Origin of the sequence: Amycolatopsis sp. NPDC052450, assembly GCF_044547565.1 — a bacterium.
Taxonomy (GTDB): domain Bacteria; phylum Actinomycetota; class Actinomycetes; order Mycobacteriales; family Pseudonocardiaceae; genus Amycolatopsis.
Map to the genome: position 1 here is coordinate 13,423 of NZ_JBIUAQ010000055.1, position 15,838 is coordinate 29,260.

At 66.0% G+C, this 15,838-nt stretch carries 17 protein-coding genes; 6 read left to right on the forward strand and 11 right to left on the reverse strand.

The window, feature by feature from the left end:
- Positions 1-16: 16 nt before the first annotated feature.
- Positions 17-826, reverse strand: coding sequence for an SDR family NAD(P)-dependent oxidoreductase (locus ACIHAO_RS42285; protein WP_396567874.1), 810 nt, complete (start codon positions 824-826; stop codon positions 17-19).
- Positions 823-2,106: a glycosyltransferase gene (locus ACIHAO_RS42290; protein ID WP_396567876.1), complete on the reverse strand. Its 1,284-nt coding sequence runs from the start codon at positions 2,104-2,106 to the stop codon at positions 823-825. The genes ACIHAO_RS42285 and ACIHAO_RS42290 overlap by 4 nt, the downstream gene beginning before the upstream one ends.
- Before the next feature lie 178 nt (positions 2,107-2,284).
- On the opposite strand from ACIHAO_RS42290, the gene ACIHAO_RS42295 reads away from it, so the two are divergent.
- The 4 genes from ACIHAO_RS42295 to ACIHAO_RS42310 are packed head-to-tail and all read left to right on the forward strand — an operon-like array spanning position 2,285 to position 6,019.
- Positions 2,285-3,550 (forward strand): beta-ketoacyl-[acyl-carrier-protein] synthase family protein, encoded by a 1,266-nt coding sequence (locus ACIHAO_RS42295; protein ID WP_396567878.1) that lies wholly within the window; start codon positions 2,285-2,287, stop codon positions 3,548-3,550.
- Positions 3,547-4,770: a ketosynthase chain-length factor gene (locus ACIHAO_RS42300; protein WP_396567880.1), complete on the forward strand. Its 1,224-nt coding sequence runs from the start codon at positions 3,547-3,549 to the stop codon at positions 4,768-4,770. The genes ACIHAO_RS42295 and ACIHAO_RS42300 overlap by 4 nt, the downstream gene beginning before the upstream one ends.
- Before the next feature lie 28 nt (positions 4,771-4,798).
- Entirely contained in the window at positions 4,799-5,044 is a 246-nt protein-coding gene (locus ACIHAO_RS42305) for an acyl carrier protein (RefSeq protein ID WP_396567882.1), read from the forward strand.
- A 30-nt stretch (positions 5,045-5,074) separates the two neighbouring features.
- Complete coding sequence (locus ACIHAO_RS42310; RefSeq protein WP_396567884.1) at positions 5,075-6,019, forward strand: aromatase/cyclase; 945 nt, start codon at positions 5,075-5,077, stop codon at positions 6,017-6,019.
- A 63-nt stretch (positions 6,020-6,082) separates the two neighbouring features.
- Here the strand turns inward: ACIHAO_RS42310 and ACIHAO_RS42315 are convergent, their stop codons facing one another.
- From ACIHAO_RS42315 to ACIHAO_RS42345, 7 genes are all read right to left on the reverse strand, one after another.
- A complete protein-coding gene (locus tag ACIHAO_RS42315; protein WP_396567886.1) occupies positions 6,083-6,508 on the reverse strand; it encodes a lipocalin-like domain-containing protein in 426 nt (141 codons plus the stop codon).
- A gap of 3 nt (positions 6,509-6,511) precedes the next feature.
- Positions 6,512-6,847: a hypothetical protein gene (locus ACIHAO_RS42320; protein WP_396567888.1), complete on the reverse strand. Its 336-nt coding sequence runs from the start codon at positions 6,845-6,847 to the stop codon at positions 6,512-6,514.
- 26 nt (positions 6,848-6,873) lie between these two features.
- Positions 6,874-7,632: a BTAD domain-containing putative transcriptional regulator gene (locus ACIHAO_RS42325; protein ID WP_396567890.1), complete on the reverse strand. Its 759-nt coding sequence runs from the start codon at positions 7,630-7,632 to the stop codon at positions 6,874-6,876.
- 375 nt (positions 7,633-8,007) lie between these two features.
- Positions 8,008-9,171 carry an acyl-CoA dehydrogenase family protein gene (locus tag ACIHAO_RS42330; protein WP_396567892.1) on the reverse strand — a complete coding sequence of 388 codons (1,164 nt, stop codon included), beginning with the start codon at positions 9,169-9,171 and terminating at the stop codon, positions 8,008-8,010.
- Complete coding sequence (locus ACIHAO_RS42335; protein WP_396567894.1) at positions 9,168-10,190, reverse strand: LLM class flavin-dependent oxidoreductase; 1,023 nt, start codon at positions 10,188-10,190, stop codon at positions 9,168-9,170. The genes ACIHAO_RS42330 and ACIHAO_RS42335 overlap by 4 nt, the downstream gene beginning before the upstream one ends.
- A gap of 22 nt (positions 10,191-10,212) precedes the next feature.
- On the reverse strand, positions 10,213-10,938 hold the full coding sequence (locus ACIHAO_RS42340) for an SDR family NAD(P)-dependent oxidoreductase (RefSeq protein WP_396567896.1): 726 nt from the start codon (positions 10,936-10,938) through the stop codon (positions 10,213-10,215).
- A gap of 122 nt (positions 10,939-11,060) precedes the next feature.
- A complete protein-coding gene (locus tag ACIHAO_RS42345; RefSeq protein WP_396567898.1) occupies positions 11,061-12,020 on the reverse strand; it encodes an alpha/beta hydrolase in 960 nt (319 codons plus the stop codon).
- A gap of 250 nt (positions 12,021-12,270) precedes the next feature.
- On the opposite strand from ACIHAO_RS42345, the gene ACIHAO_RS42350 reads away from it, so the two are divergent.
- A complete protein-coding gene (locus ACIHAO_RS42350; protein ID WP_396567900.1) occupies positions 12,271-13,449 on the forward strand; it encodes a multidrug effflux MFS transporter in 1,179 nt (392 codons plus the stop codon).
- A 15-nt stretch (positions 13,450-13,464) separates the two neighbouring features.
- Here the strand turns inward: ACIHAO_RS42350 and ACIHAO_RS42355 are convergent, their stop codons facing one another.
- Positions 13,465-14,883, reverse strand: coding sequence for an MFS transporter (locus tag ACIHAO_RS42355; protein WP_396567906.1), 1,419 nt, complete (start codon positions 14,881-14,883; stop codon positions 13,465-13,467).
- Positions 14,884-14,909: 26 nt separating this feature from the next.
- On the opposite strand from ACIHAO_RS42355, the gene ACIHAO_RS42360 reads away from it, so the two are divergent.
- Positions 14,910-15,524: a TetR/AcrR family transcriptional regulator gene (locus ACIHAO_RS42360; protein WP_396567902.1), complete on the forward strand. Its 615-nt coding sequence runs from the start codon at positions 14,910-14,912 to the stop codon at positions 15,522-15,524.
- On the opposite strand, the gene ACIHAO_RS42365 is transcribed toward ACIHAO_RS42360, so the two are convergent.
- Positions 15,518-15,838 (reverse strand): STAS domain-containing protein (locus tag ACIHAO_RS42365; protein WP_396567904.1); only part of this gene is annotated, 321 nt, incomplete at its 5' end. The genes ACIHAO_RS42360 and ACIHAO_RS42365 overlap by 7 nt on opposite strands.

Consider the following 15,838-nt stretch of genomic DNA (forward strand, 5'->3'; position numbering starts at 1 on the left):
CGTCCCCTGTGGACGTTCAGAGAGTCTTGATCAAGCCCCCGTCGAGCAAGACGTCGCTTCCGGTCATGAAGGACGCCTCCGGCGAGGCCAGGAACACCGCCACCCGCGCGACTTCCTCGGGCGTGGCGAACCGGCCGAGCGGCACCCCGCCCATCCCGTCGGCCACGACCTTCATCGCGTCCTCGCGGCCGACTCCGAGCCGGGCACCGATCTGGTCACCGATTCCGCCTTCCTTCGTCCAGACCGAGGTGCGGACGGGTCCTGGCGACAAGGTGTTCACCCGGATCCCTTGTCCGGCGAACTCGATGGACAAGGCCTTCGCGAGGTTGCGCACCGCCGCTTTGGCGGCCGAGTAGTCCACCAGCTGAGGGTCCGGGCGTAACGCGTTGACGGACGAGATGTTCACGATCGAACCACCACCGCCTGCCAGCATCGGCGGCAGCGCCGCGCGGACGACGCGCACCAGGCTCATCAGGTTCAGCTCCAGGCCCGCGGCCCAGTCCTCATCGGATACCGCCAGGAATCCGCCGAACCGTGGTGTTCCGCCCGCCGGTCCCCCGACGTTGTTCATCACCATGTCGATCGTTTCGAATCGGGACAGTGCCGCGCTCACGAGGTCGTCCGCCCCTCCGGAACGTGCGAGATCGACGTCCACCGTGCACAGGCCCTGGTACTCAAGCCGGAGATCTGCGAGGTCTTGTCCGGCATCGCGGCTTCCGGCCACGACCGACGCCCCCGCCTCCAGCAGTTCGAGCGTGATGGCGCGCCCGATCCCCCGGCCCGCCCCGGTCACGAGCGCCGTCTTCCCCATCAGTGTCACGGTCATCGCTCCTCGTCCTTTCCCCAAGCCCAGCGTTCGATCACGTCGGCGGCGGCCTCCACACCGCGGTCGGCGCGGACGTGGCGTGCGAGCAGTTCCGCGCGTTCGGCGATCCGCCGGTCCCTCAGCGCGGAGAGAACGGAGGCGGTCAATCCCCGTTCGGTCAGCTTCGGCGCGGGAAGTGGCGTCGCCGTGACTCCCAGTTGCCGGAGCCTCTCCGCCCAGAAAGGCTGGTCGACTCCGCCGGGCACCACCACCTGGGGGACGCCTGCCCGCACGACCTCGCCCGTCGTCCCGAGCCCACCGTGGTGCACGACGACCGCGGCGAGGGGAAACAACCAGCGGTAGTCCGCCTCACCGAACTGGAAGACATCGGATGCGTGCCGTCGCGATCGGCCGCCGACGAGCACCACCCGTCTACCGGCCGCCCGTGCGGCACCGATCGCCATCCGGGCCCGGCGGTCCTCGGTGTCCGTCGCCCAGAACGTTCCCATCGTGCAGACGATCGGCGGCGACCCCGCGGTGACGAACCGCGCGAGCTCCCGGGGCGGGTCGCGGAATCGGTCCAAGTACCAGTAGCCGGTCACGTGCGCGGACGGCGGCCAATCGGCCGGAGGCCGGTAGACGGCCGGGCTGAAGGGATACAGGAGCGGACGCTCGCGGCCCAGGCCCCGCAGCGGGGAACGGGCGGCCAATGGTCGCAGACCACGGTGACGCCGTACCGCGTTGACGGCGTTTCGCGCCCGCAGCCATTCGACGCCTGCCCGCACGTGATGGGTCAGCCGGTTGTAGACCGGGCCCAACGGAAGCGGCCAAGCCCCGAGCGCGGGCGCCGCCGCCGTCGTACTGCTCGGCCACCACGAGACGCCGCACCAGGGCGCCGGCGGATCCTCGGTCAGCGCGACCGGCCGGGTCAGAATCGCGTTGACCACCAGATCCGCGTTTTCGGCGGCCGCCCGCAGTCGTCGCCATATCTCGGTCTCGCCGTCCCGAGCGAAATCCGGAAGTACCTTCAGCGCCGCGGACAAGCGTATCGCCCGCGTGCTCTTTTCCAGTGCTCGCGCGAGTTCGGGGTCGTCCATCGCAGGCCGAGCACCACCTGGAAGGAACTCACTCGGCGCGCCGGGCAACGCGGCGAACTCGACCCGTGCTTCCGTCGCCAGCCCGTGGAATTCCGACGGCGCGGCGAGCACGACTTCGTGACCACGCTCGCGAAGTTCCTTTCCCAGCGCGGCGAAAGGCTGTACATCGCCGCGTGAACCCAAGGTGGTGAGCGCGATCCTCATGTCGATCGAAGATCCTGGGCGCTTCCAGAGCGGCGGTGGAGGATCACCCGACCGCCACTTCCCGGCGAAGGACATTCCTGCCCGCTTCAACCGCCCCTCTGGCTGTGGAGGTCATCGTTTCTTCAGCCGGCCATCCGACGAAGCCGGGTGCGCCTTCATCCTTGAGGAAACGAGCAGCATGAATCGACGTGCAGTCATCACCGGGATCGGTGTCCGTTCCCCTGGCGGCGTGGGTCAGAAGGAATTCTGGGACCTGCTCTCCGCCGGCCGCACCGCCACCCGCAAGATCTCTTTCTTCGATCCGGCGGCGTTCCGCTCGCAGGTCGCCGGCGAAGTCGATTTCGACGCCGAAGCAGAGGGCCTTACTCCCCGAGAGACAAGGAAGATGGACCGTGCGACGCAGTTCGCTGTCGCCTGTGCCAGGGAGGCTTTGACCGACAGCGGCTCACCGTCCGATGTGGAACCACACCGGATAGGGGTCTGTCTCGGTAGCGCCGTCGCCTCGGCCACCAGCCTCGAGAACGAGTATCTGGTCCTGTCCGATTCCGGCGCGGCATGGGAGGTCGATCCCGGCTACCTGTCCCCGCACATGTTCGACTACCTCAGCCCGGGTGTGATGCCCGCGGAAGTCGCCTGGGCCGTCGGCGCGGAAGGGCCCGTGACGATGGTGTCCGACGGATGCACCTCGGGACTCGACTCGGTGGGTTACGCCGCGCAGCTCGTCCGCGAGGGCACCGTCGACCTCGCGATCGCCGGCGCGACCGACACGCCGATCACGCCGATCGTCGTCGCCTGTTTCGATGCGATCAAAGCGACCACACCTCGCAATGACACCCCCGGACAGGCATCGCGCCCCTTCGACGGCACCCGCAACGGTTTCGTGCTGGCCGAGGGTGCCGCGATGTTCGTCATCGAAGAGTACGAGGCCGCGAAGGCACGAGGAGCACGGATCTACGCGGAGATCGGCGGATACGCGACCAGGTGCAACGCCTACCACATGACCGGGCTGAAGAAGGACGGCCGTGAGATGGCGGAAGCGATCCGCGTCGCGCTGGACGAGGCCAAGACGAATCCCGGCGAGATCGACTACGTCAACGCGCATGGCTCCGGCACCAAGCAGAACGACAGGCACGAGACCGCCGCCTTCAAACGAAGTCTCGGCGAGCACGCGCGGAACGTACCGATCAGCTCGATCAAATCCATGGTGGGGCACTCGCTGGGCGCCATCGGTTCCATCGAGATCGCGGCCTGCCTGCTCGCCATGCGGCACTCGGTCGTCCCGCCGACGGCGAACCTCCACGAGAACGATCCCGAGTGCGATCTGGACTACGTACCGGTTCACGCCAGGGAGAAGAAGCTCGGTTCGGTGCTGACCGTCGGCAGCGGATTCGGTGGCTTCCAGAGCGCGATGGTGCTGCGCAAACCGGAAGGGGTACGCGAATGAGCACGCGAACAGCGGTCACGGGGATGTCCGCGGCCACCGCACTCGGGCTCGATACCGAGGAGTACTGGAAAGCGGTTCTCAGCGGCCAGCACGGAATCCGCGAGCTGACCCGATTCGACACGGCCGGACATCCGGCCAAGCTGGCAGGCGAGATCACCGAGTTCCGAGCCGCCGATCATCTGCCGGGGCGGCTGCTGCCGCAGACGGACGTCTCGACGCAACTCGCGCTCGCCGTCGCGGACTGGGCCATCGAGGACGCCGCGCTCGCCCCGGAGAAGATCCGCGACTACGACATGGGTGTGGTGACCTCGAACGCCTTGGGCGGTTTCGAGTTCACCCACCGGGAGTTCAACAAGCTGTGGAACCACGGCCCGCAGTCCGTGAGCGTCTACGAGTCGTTCGCCTGGTTCTACGCGGTGAATACCGGCCAGATCTCGATCAGGCACAAGATGCGCGGCCCGGGTGCCGCGCTCGTCGGTGAGCAAGCGGGCGGCCTCGACGCGATCGGGCACGCTCGCAGGACCATCCGGCGAGGCACACCGCTCGTCCTCACCGGCGGTGTGGACTCCGCGTTCGACCCGTGGGGGTGGGCCTCTCAGCAGGCAGGCGGACGGGTGAGCACCGAATCCGATCCCCACGGCGCCTATCTGCCGTTCGACGAACGAGCGGCCGGGTACGTGCCGGGTGAGGGCGGCGCGATCCTCGTTCTCGAGGAGCTCACGGCGGCCATGCGCCGTGGCGCGCCCCGCCTGCACGGCGAAATCGTCGGGTACGCCGCCACATTCGACCCGAAACCGGGGAGCGGCAGGCCACCGGGCCTGAAACGGGCCGCCGAACTGGCGATCGCCGACGCCGGGCTGACACCGGAGGCCATCGACCTGGTCTTCGCCGACGCCGCGGGACTTCCGCAACTGGACCGAGCCGAGGCCGACGCCATCAACGAACTCTTCGGACGGCACAAGGTCCCGGTCGCCGCCCCCAAAGCCTCCTTCGGCCGCCTGTACTCGGGTGGCGGACCGGTCGACGTCCTGACCGCCCTCCTGTCCATCAGGGACGACGTCGTCCCACCCGTGACGTTCCCCGACTCCGCTCAGGGTTTCCACGGCCTCGACCTCGTCGTGGGAGAGCCACGGAGCGCCGACGTCGACACCGTCCTCATCCAGGCACGTGGGCGCTGGGGTTTCAACTCCGCACTCGTGATCCGCGCCTTCCGCGCTTGATCCGGCAAACCGAACGAAGGAGACGACCATGACCCTCGATGACCTCAAACGCATCCTGATCGACTGCGCCGGTGACGATCCGGGCGGGCTCGACGGCGAGATCCTGGACACGCCGTTCGAAGATCTCGGCTACGACTCGCTGGCCCTGATGGAGAGCGCTGCCCGGATCAACCGCGATTTCGGCGTCGACCTTCCCGAGGACGAGGTCGCGGAGGTCAAGACGCCGCGAGACCTGCTCGAGCTCGTCGGCAGCGCGGGCGCTGCCACGCGATGACGTCCGTCGGCTGAGTGGGAGGAGAGCTTCGTGACAAGCGGAACACTTCAGGAAACCGAACACACCCGAACCGTCGCGGCACCGGCGTCGGTCCTGTACGACCTCATCGCGGACGTCACCCGCTGGCCGGCGATCTTCGGCCCGAGTCTGCACGTCGAGCACCTCGAGCGGTCCGAAAGGGAAGAACGCTTCCAGCTGTGGGCACTCGTGAACGGGTCCGTGGCGAACTGGACCTCCAAACGGACGCTGGCGCCCGAGAGCCTGCTCGTCCGGTTCGGCCAGGAGCGCAGCCATCCGCCGGTGGCTTCGATGGGTGGGGAGTGGGAGTTCCGGGAAAAGGGAGCATGCCTCACCGAAGTGTTGCTACGACATCATTTCAGCCTGCTGGACGACAAACCCGCCACGGCCAGGTCTCTGCGCAACGCGGTCGACCGGAACAGCACGGAGGAGCTGGAGGCCCTCGCCCGGATCGCCGAATGCGGCCATCCGGCGGACGAAGTGCTGTTCTCGTTCACCGACACCGTCGAACTGCCGTGCGGGACCGAGACCGCCTACGACTTCATCAACGAAGCCGATCTCTGGCCACAGCGACTCCCCCATGTCCGGCGAGTGCGGCTGGACGAAGACACCCCGGGCATCCAGCAGCTCGAGATGGAGACGCTGACCGCGGACGGATCGACGCACACCACCCGGTCGGTCCGCATCTGCCAGAACGGCCGGTGGATCGCGTACAAGCAGCTCAAACCTCCGCATCTGCTGCTCGGGCACAGCGGCTTGTGGACCTTCCACGAGGGCGAAGAGGGCTGCCGCGCCACAGCGCGGCACACCGTGGTGATCGATCCCGAAGCGGCGGCGGAGATGTTCGGCAAGGACAAGTCGCTGACGGACGCGCGTGAGTACCTGCGTTACGCACTCGGCCGCAACAGCAGGACCACGATGCTGCACGCGGCCCGCACCGATCTGGAAGTGAAATGAGCGAGGGGATGAGGTGCCGGTGGCACCTCATCCCCTTCTCGCCGCCGTTCAGGCCGCCGCCGTTCAGGAAAGGCGGAACCGAAGCCAGGTGAGCACGCGCTCCCGCGGCCGCCCGTCGATCATCGCGGTACCCCGCAACACCAGCTCGTCGCAGCCGAGTGCGACCCGGCGTTCCTGGACTGTTCCGACCATGTGCTGATGGGAGCTCACCTGGATGTCATGGAAAACACAATGCCCTTCCGTATACCAGGTACCTGCGTAACCCATGAACAGCTCGGCCCGCGGCACCCGGTCCGAGAGCCCGGTCCGCATCATCGACACCGACATGAAGCCGTCCTCGCGGTAGAGCAGCAGTCCGGACGGCGCCGGGCCGAGCGGGCCTTCGAGCTCCTCTCCGTCAGGGCACAGATCGTGATAGGAACCCAGGTTCCAGGTCCCGATCAGGGCATCGGCGGGGATCGGGACGCCGTCCGGTCGCGCTCCGGGCACGGACTAGCTCCCCGGCTCGAAGGCCGAGCAACGGAAGGCCGTCGGTGCCGCGAGCGCGTGTTCGGCGATCGCCGAGTCGAGTCCCGCCTTGCGCGGGTCGGCGAGGAATTTCGACTCGTAGTGGTCGGTGTCCTGCCAACGGGCGTGGTTCACGATCCGGGTCCCGTCGTTCGACAAGTGCAGTCGCGACGAGAGGAAACCGGGGCAGGTGTGGATCCAGGAATCGATCTGCCCCTGAACCGCGTGCGCCAGCTTTCGCTGCTCTTCCGCGCCTGAGACCTGGAGGATGATGAAGACGGCGAGCTCTTTGTCGCCCGTGCCATCGGATCCAGTGGTCATGTCAGCACCTTCTTCCTTTCGTCTGTTCAGCCCGCGGAGCGGTACTGGTCGTCCTCGTTGAGGATCGAGTTGTGCAGCCGCCGCAGTCCGAGTGCCGGCTCGACACCGAGTTGTTCGACCATCGCCCGATGCAGCTTCCGGTAGATCTCGAGTGCTCGTACCCGATACCCGGAGTTCGCCAGCGCCCGCATGTACTTGTAGCTCAAGCCTTCGTGCAACGGGTGCATGGCGACCATTTTGGACAGTTCACCGAGGACCTTGTGGTCGCGTCCCAGCGCGAGCTCGGCCTCGATCCGGATTTCCGTGACCGACATGCGGGACTGCTCCAGTCCTTCGATCTCGGCCTGGACGTACTGTCCCGCGCGCACGTCGACCAGCGCCGAACCACGCCACAACGCGAGCGCGGCGTCACACTCACGCACCGCTTCCGCGTAGTCCTTCTCGTCCATGTTCCGATAGACGCGGCGCTCGATGGCCCGATACGCGGTGATGTCGAGACCGAGGTCGTCGAATCCGATCAGGTAGCCACGAGCACGGTGGACGAGGTAGGTACTGGAAACCACATCGGGCGACTCCTCGGTGAGATTCGCGAGGAACTGCCTGAGGTGCGCGATGTAGGTCTGCAGCGTGGCCATCGCGCTTCGCGGAGCGGATTCCGGCCACAGCTCTCCGATGATCATGTCCGTCGACGTGATGTTCGGCCGGTTGAGCAGGAGCAGCGACAACAGCTGCTTTTCCTTGTTGGACGACGGAGCGTCCTCTCTCCGCCCGTCTCCTATGGTCAATGGTCCGAGTAAACGTGCGTGCATTTGTGCCCCCAAGCGAACTTTCCGTGTGCCCCAGGTCGTCCATCTTGCCGCAAGAGGACATACCATCGCGCTCGAACTTGCTTGACAACGCAAAGCTATGGAAGAATCATCTTCCGAGCACAACACAACGCCTCTCAGGCGAAACGCAAGTCAGGGTTGCGAGTGTATTCCGGGGCTTGCTTTACCATTTGGTTATTATCAATGTGCCACCCTCCTTGATCTTGCTCAATCCGCCATCAGGGTGAGCCGGTGGGAAAATAACTGACGCCAACCCTGTGAAATCTGTTCTCATTGTCTTGTTTTCAGGCATACGAAAACAATGATGCACACCTGACCGGCACACTGTTTCAATCACCGAGCCGCGGAGAAGGTTCGTCCTCCGAATAACCCTGCGGCATTGGTGAAGCTGAGTGCGAAGTGACTTGAAGCACTGTGGATATCACGCCAGAACCGTTGAAGTTCGTGACTCTCGTGGTGCGCCGAGGTGCCGGACGCCTCGAAGACGACATCGGCCGAGCTGCGGAGCAGGTCTGACGCGAACGACCAGTCCAGCATGTTCCGTTCGATGTCGTTCTCGGTCGTCACTCCGGCGTCCGCTCGCCGGGCGATGTTCTCGAGCAGCAGACTCGCGGCGTCGATTTCGGCCGTACTCCGCGCGAGACCGAGCCGCACGCTTTCGCGGTCGATAGGATGCTTTCCATCCGGGCCGGCTTTTTTCGCCCGCGTCCACATCACCCAGCGGTCGACCATCCCCTTCGCCGCACCGAGCAACGGTCCGGCGAAGGAGAGCCCGTTCACGGCCTTCAGCGGTATCCGATAACAATCCGGTTCGCCTGCCGGAAGCCCGGCCTCGAGTGAAGTGCGTTCGAAGCCATGGTCGTAAGGCACGAATACATCCCCGAGTACGACTGTGTTGCTCCCGGTGGCACGCATTCCGAGGTTGAACCAGGTGTCTTCCACGACAAGATTCTTCTTCGGAACGATGAAGCACCATGGCTTTTTGCCTGCCTCGCTCGTGGGGAACGACGACAGCAGAGTCCAGTCGGCCAGGTCCGCGCCGCTGACGAACGCCCAACGACCCGATACTCGCCAGCCGCCGGCGGCAGGTCGCATCTCGCCACCGGGAACGAGTCCGCTGGCGATGTACACGTCCGGACCGTCGCTCCAGAGCACTTCCTTGCCCGCGTGGGGAAGATGCGCGACCATCCTGCCGCCGTGCGCCAGGAGCGATGCCATCCAAGCGGTCGACGGGCACGCGTGCCCCAGTATGGCGACCGCATTCAGCAAGTCCAGGAAACCACCCTGGTGTCCGCCGAACGCGGAAGGCACGAAATGCCGGAGGAAGCCTCCCTCCGACAAGGATTCGACGACCTTGGGGTCGAGTCGACGTTGTTCGTCCGCGACGGCAGCGTGTTCATCGGCGAGCTTCGCGATCTCTTCGGCGTTCATCGAGAGCAAGCCACCCGATGCGGTGGTGGGCACGATCGGTACCTCCTTGAGTCGATGGGTGGTCATGCCGCGACTCCCGCGGCTTTGACCGCGTGGATCTGTGCGATCTTCTCGATGGTGTCTGCCTTCGCGGCGGTGATCATGATGCCCAGCGTCGTGGTGCCCGCCTCGGCATAGGCGATCATCTTCCGGCGCACTCGAGCGGGCGGCCCGAGCAGCGCGGTGTCGTCGATGAACTCGATCGGCACCGCTGCCGCCGCTCCTCGTCGATCCCCGGCTCGCATCCGTTCGTGGATTTCGATGGCCTGCTTCCCGAACCCGTCACGGGTGAGAGTCCTGCAGAAGAAGTTCTCGTCGACGTTCCCGACCCCCAAGAGCTTCGCGTAGTGGTCTCGGAGTCGATCGGCGGCGACGTTCACGTCCTCATCGACGTATGTGGTGACACAGGGCAGGACGTCGAAGCCGGCCATCGTCGCGCCTGCCGCGGAGCGCCCCTTGGCCAACTCCGTCACGGCCGCCCGGACCTCCTTGGCGGAACAGAAGGCGCCGATCCAGCCATCGGCTATCTCACCGGTCAGGCGAAGGTTCTTCGGCCCGGCTGCGCCGAGGTAGACGGGAATGGTCGCCGGGAGCGGCCGAGTGGCCAACGCCAGTGGCGCGCCGTCATGCTCCCCCGCCGGCAACCGGAAATGCTCACCTTGGAACGTGATGGTTTCCCCGGCCAAGGCCCTGCGCAGGATCCCGACATATTCACGGGTCCGGCCCAGCGGGGCGTCGAAGGGGACGCCGTACCACCCCTCGGAGACGTGGGGATTCGAGACGCCGAGGCCGAGGCCGAACCTGCCACCGGAAAGCAGGCTGAGGGATGCCGCCGACAGCGCTGTCGTGGCGGGTGGTCGCGCGGGAATCTGCAGCACGCCGGACATCAACCGGATCCGGCGGGTTCGGGCCGCGACGTAGGAAAGGACAGTCAGCGCGTCGGTGGCGAAGTTGTCGGAAGCGAGGGCGATCGAGAAGCCCGCCGCTTCGGCGGCCTGTGCGAGTTCCACGGCACCATCGGCGCCGAGATTGATCGCCAGTTCCATGATCCTCCGTTCTCGGGTGCCTCTACAACAGGTGCGCGCCGCCGTTCGCACCGAGTACTTCGCCCGTGCAGTAGGGAGCGTCTGCGAGCCACAGGACGGCGTCGGCGATCTCCGCGGAAGTCCCGATCCGCTGCAGCGGGGTCCGCGCGCGGACCTCTTCCCGGATGTCGCCGAAGTCCGCGGTCCATTTCGTGTCGATCAATCCGGGCGCGACCGCGTTCACCCGGACGGCCGGGCCGATCGCTTTGGCGAGCAGCCTCGTCATGTGCTCGACGGCGGCCTTGCTCACCGCATAAGGAATACTGCTGCCCGCCGGACGACTCCCCGCGATCGAGGAGATGTTCACGATGCTGCCGTTCACCGCCCGCAAGGGCGCCAGCGCCGCCGCGATGACATTCCACGTGCCGAGAAGGTTGACGTCGAGGATCTCCCGCCAAACCTTGCCGTCCACGGCGTCGATGTCTTCATGAGGGATCCGCCGGGTGGTCCCGGCGTTGTTCACCAGGACGTCCAATCGCCCATAGTGCGAGACTGTTTCATCCACGAGTTTCCTGGCCTCGTCCGCGTCCGCGACGTCCGCGCGCACATAGTGGGCGACCGGCAGTGACGCGGCGATTTCACGTCCTTCGGCAATCGATCGACTGGAGTTGACCACGACGCGCATGCCGCGCGATGCGGCGAGCTTCGCGATCTCCGCGCCGATCCCCGACGATGAGCCCGTGACAAGGACGACCCGTTCGTCACGCATCCTCGTTCTCCCGTCTGCTACCTGTTGGCTTCGGCCAGTCCGACGATCGCAGCCACTTCTTGAACGAGGCTTGAGCCAAGTCCTACCATGGGATGTTTTTGTTACGCTGCTACGAGAAGGGCTCAGCGCGACGGAGTGGGCAGCAACGCCCGCCGTACCGCGCCGTATGCGTCACTCCTCATCCGCCGCGCCACGTCGGCGTGAACAATCCTTGTACAGCCATGGAAAGTTCCGGGATAAAGATGAATCTCGGTGTTCACCCCCGCCGCGACCAGACGGCGTCCGTAGTCGAGTCCTTCATCTCTGAGTGGATCGAACTCGCAGACGGCGACATAGGCGGGAGGCAGACCGCTCAGGTCGTCGGCGCGCGCCGGCGCCGCGTAACGCGCCCAGTCCGTCCCGTCGTGTTCCGTTCCCTTGGCGAGGTAATACCGCCAACTGTGCGCCGCTTGCGCACGCGTCCACAGTGGCGTGTCCACGAACGCACGCATCGAGGGCGTTTCGAGCCGGTCATCCAACGCCGGCATGTTGAGTAGCTGGAAACGGAGCGCCGGCCCTTTGCGATCTCGGGCGGCCAAGGCCACCCCAGCCGCGAGACCCGCGCCGGCACTGTCCCCACCCACTCCGATCCGGAGCGGATCCGCGTCGACACCGGCGTCTCCCGCCGACACTCGTGCCAGCACACTGAGACAGTCCTTCATGGCCGCCGGAAAGGGATTCTCCGGAGCGAGCCGGTACCGCACCGACACGACGACCACCCCGGCCTCAGCGGCGATCTCCGCGGCCGCCCCATGGACGGTGTCGAGTCCGCCGAGGACGAAGCCACCGCCGTGAAGGTAGAGCAGCACCGAAGATCGACCAGCGGTCCCGGCCGGACGGTAGATCCGGACCGGAACGTCCGGTTCACCGCCGACGCCGGCGACCATCCGCTCGGAAACATCTACGTAACAAGGGAAAGAGTCATTCGACACGTCGGCTTCGGCCGCCGCGAGCTTCGCCCTGGTTCCGACCAGGTCGGTCAGATCCACATCGGGCAACATCGCCAGTGCTCTCGTAAGCTCAGGATCGTAGGTGTAGCTCAACCCCACCTCCCAGATTGCCCCCATCAACCCCAGCGCCTCTCCCCCACCCGGTATCCATAGTACGCGAACGCTTCGCAAACACGCGCGCCGAACGCTGATTCCGCAGCAGGTTGCGAAGTGTTAGCGTTGCTCTCATGGCTACGCTGACCTCGAATGCCACGCCACGGGCGCACCAGTGGACGCGTACACGGTGACACGCGCCACACGCGAATCGGCCAGGCCGGAGATCACGCATCGTTCACGTGGCGCCTTGATCATCATCGTTCTCGCCACCCTGACAGCGGTCGCGCCCCTCGCGACCGACATGTACGTTCCCGGTCTGCCGGATCTGGGCAGGTCTCTCGGGGCGCGCATGTCCTCCGCGCAGCTGTCGCTGACCACGTTCTTGATCGGCGTGGTGGCCGGGCAGCTTCTCCTCGGACCACTCAGCGATGCCGTTGGGAGACGAGGCGTACTCGTCTGGGGCAGCGCGGCGTTCACGATCTGTTCAGCGGTGTGCGCCCTCTCCCCGACGATCGAAATCCTGAACGCGGCGCGACTCTGCCAGGGGATCGCGGGCGCCGCGGGCATCGTCGTCGCCCGCGCGGTGATCACCGATCTGTTCCAGGGCGACACCGCGGCCAAGAAGTTCTCCACACTGGCCGCCATCGGCTCGGCCGCACCGATCCTCGCCCCCATGCTCGGCGGAGTGGTGCTGAGTATCTCGTCCTGGCGCGCGGTGTTCGGCGTACTCGCCGCCGTCGGCCTCATGCTCGTCGGAGGCGTCCTCCTGTGGGTGCCGGAATCACTACCCCGCTCGCGGCGGAACAAGGGTGGCCCAGTGGCCACGGTGAAAGTGATCGGTGTACTGCTCCGGCGCCGACGACTCATGGGACAAGTCCTCAGTTTGTGCTTCGGCTGCGCGGGCGTCTTCACCTACCTCGCCGGTTCCTCCTTCGTCTTCCAAGAGGTTTACGGTGCTTCCACCGGACTGACCAGCTTGATCTACGGTGTCAATGCCGTCGGCAGCATGGCCGGGAGCTTCCTGTTCGGACGACTGGTGCGTCGATTCGCGGTGGAAATCCTGCTCCTCGCGGGAATCACGAGTGGACTGGTCGCCATCTGCGCGCTGGCCACTTCCTTGATCTTCAGCGCAGGCTCTCTCGCGCTGACCTGGTCGTGTTTGTTCATCTTTATTTTCGCTTTCGGGCTTTACTTCCCCGCTGTGATGACGTCGGCCCAAGAACTCGGACGTGACGCACCGGGGGCGACGTCCGCGTTGCTCGGAGGCGGACAGTTCCTGCTCGGCGGAGTCACCTCCCCCTTGGTCGGCGCCTTCGGAACCGAGAGCGCCCTCCCCATGGCGGCGATCATCGCGACTTGCCTTGGACTCGGCTCATTGGCGGCGGCCAGCGCGCGAATGCCCTCGACGTCCGAAAAGGAACGCTGAAGGTGCGGACCTCGATCACCGCTTGGTGCACTGAACCCGGCGAGCATCACGGTGAGCGGGAAGGGCGTAGGCCAGCAACGCGACCGCCACCATGACCGCGGCGATCACCAGGAACGCGTCCCCGTGATTCGCCGGGCCAACGAAGGCGACCAAGGCGGCAAGACCGAGCGCACCACCGATCTGTTTCGTGGTATTCATCAAACCGGAAGCGGCCCCGCCATCGGCGACATCGACCCCGGAGGTGACCGTCGTGGTGAGCGGGGTGTTCAGCAGGCCTCCGCCAAGCGAGAAAACGACTGCAGGCGCGAAGATACCGCTCAGGTAGTCGCTACCGGAGACGAGGCGGCTCTGCCAGAGGAACCCCGCCGCGGCCAGCAGCGCGCCGATCGCCACGAGAGTCCGGTTGTCCATGCGGCGCATCAGCCAAGGGGTCACCCAGGCCGCGACGGCGATCGTGACAAGGGTATGCGGAAGGAAGCCGAGCCCGGTCTTCAAAGGACCGTAATGCAACACATCTTGCATCGCGAGAGTGAGAAAGAACCACATCGGGTTCAAGCAGGCCCCGGCGAGCAACATCATCACGTTACCGACGCTTATCGCTCGGGACCGGAGCAACCGCAACGGGAAGAGGGATTGCGCCCCGACCTTCGCTTCTACCGCCACGAAGCCACCTAGCACGACGATCGCCACGCCCAGTGGTACGAGTGTGACCGGTGCGCCCCACCCGGCGGAACGAGCCTGGTCGACACCGTAGGCCAAAGCGATCAGGCCCGTGGTCGCGAGGACCGCACCGGCGAAGTCCAGCCGCGGACGAACCGCTGGATGCCCGTGACCGGCCAAAGAGCGCACGGTCAGCACGATGGCGGCCACCCCGATCGGAACGTTGACCAGCAGAATCGAGCGCCAGGACAAGAACTCGGTCAGAACACCGCCCACCAGGTTTCCCGCGGTACCACCGGCGACACCGACGGCAGTCCACAGCGCCAGGGCGCGGCTGCGCTCGGCTCCCTCGGGAAAAGTACTGGTGAGCACGGTCAGCGTGGCCGGAGCGAGCACGGCCGCGCCGATTCCTTGGACCGCCCTGGCGGCGACGAGCAGCGCCGCCCTGGCGGCGAGTCCGCCGACGAGACTGGCTCCGGTGAACAAGATCAAACCGGCGAGGAAGACACGTTTACGACCGAAGAGATCGGCCAGCCGCCCGCCGAGCAGAAGAAGACCGGCGAAAGGAAGCGCGTAGGCGTTGACCACCCACTGCAAGGCGTCGTCATCGAAGTCGAGCGCGCGCTGGGTAGCAGGTAGCGCGACGTTCACGACGGAGATGTCGAGCACGACCATGAACTGCGCGGCGCAGGCCAGCGCGAGAACGATTCGAGCCGCCCGGTCGAGTTGCACCATGAGGTTATGATACAGGCGTATCATATACAGGTGTACCATGACCACGGGTTATACGGAGGAGACAGTTGCCGAAAACGGTCGATCACGAGGAGCGTCGAGCCCAGATCTCAGACGCGCTGGTGCGGGTCGCCGCCCGCGACGGCCTGCACGCGGTGACCATGCGCGCGGTCGCGGCGGAGTCCGGGGTCTCCCTGCGCCTGATCCAGTACTACTTCGAAACGAAGGAGCAGCTACTTCTCGGCACGTTGCGGCACCTGAAGCAGCGAAGCCACGACCGGTGGAAGCGTCGCTTGGCCACGCTGCCCGATCCACCGCCCCCGCGGGCGTTCGTCGAGGCTTTCCTCGCCGAAGCGCTGCCCACTGACGAACAGAGCAGAACCTTCCACCTGGTCGGCTCCGCCTACGCGGCCTTGGCAATGACCGATCCAGACCTCGCCGCCGAACCCTACGCCGCCTCGGTCGACGAACTCCATCGCCAACTCGAGGATGCGCTGCACCGCGCGCAAGCCGACGGCCAGGTCGTCACTGGCACGGACGTCGATCTGGCCGCGGCACACCTCGTGGCGCTCAGCCACGGAGCCGGAACGAGCGTCCTCATCGGACAACTCACCGTTGGCACCGCGGAACGAATGCTGCGCGCCCATCTCGACAGGTTGTTCCAGGACGCAGCAGGTCAATGACCACCGACAAGCTCGCCTGAGAGCTTTCCGTGCATGTGGGCGCTGTGTTCGTTGAGCCCGACGATCTCGACGGTCTTGCCCCGTGACGCGTATTTGGTGGTGATCGCGTCGAGCGCGGCGACGGTGGAGGCGTCCCAGATATGGGCGTCGGTGAGGTCGATGACGACGTTCTCCGGGTCGTTCACGTAGTCGAACCGGTAGACCAGGTCGTTGCTGGAAGCGAAGAACAGCTCGCCGGTGACGGCGTACACGACCTGGGTGCCGTCCGGGTCGACCACGGCGGTGACGTCGACCAGGTGCGCGACTCGGCGCGC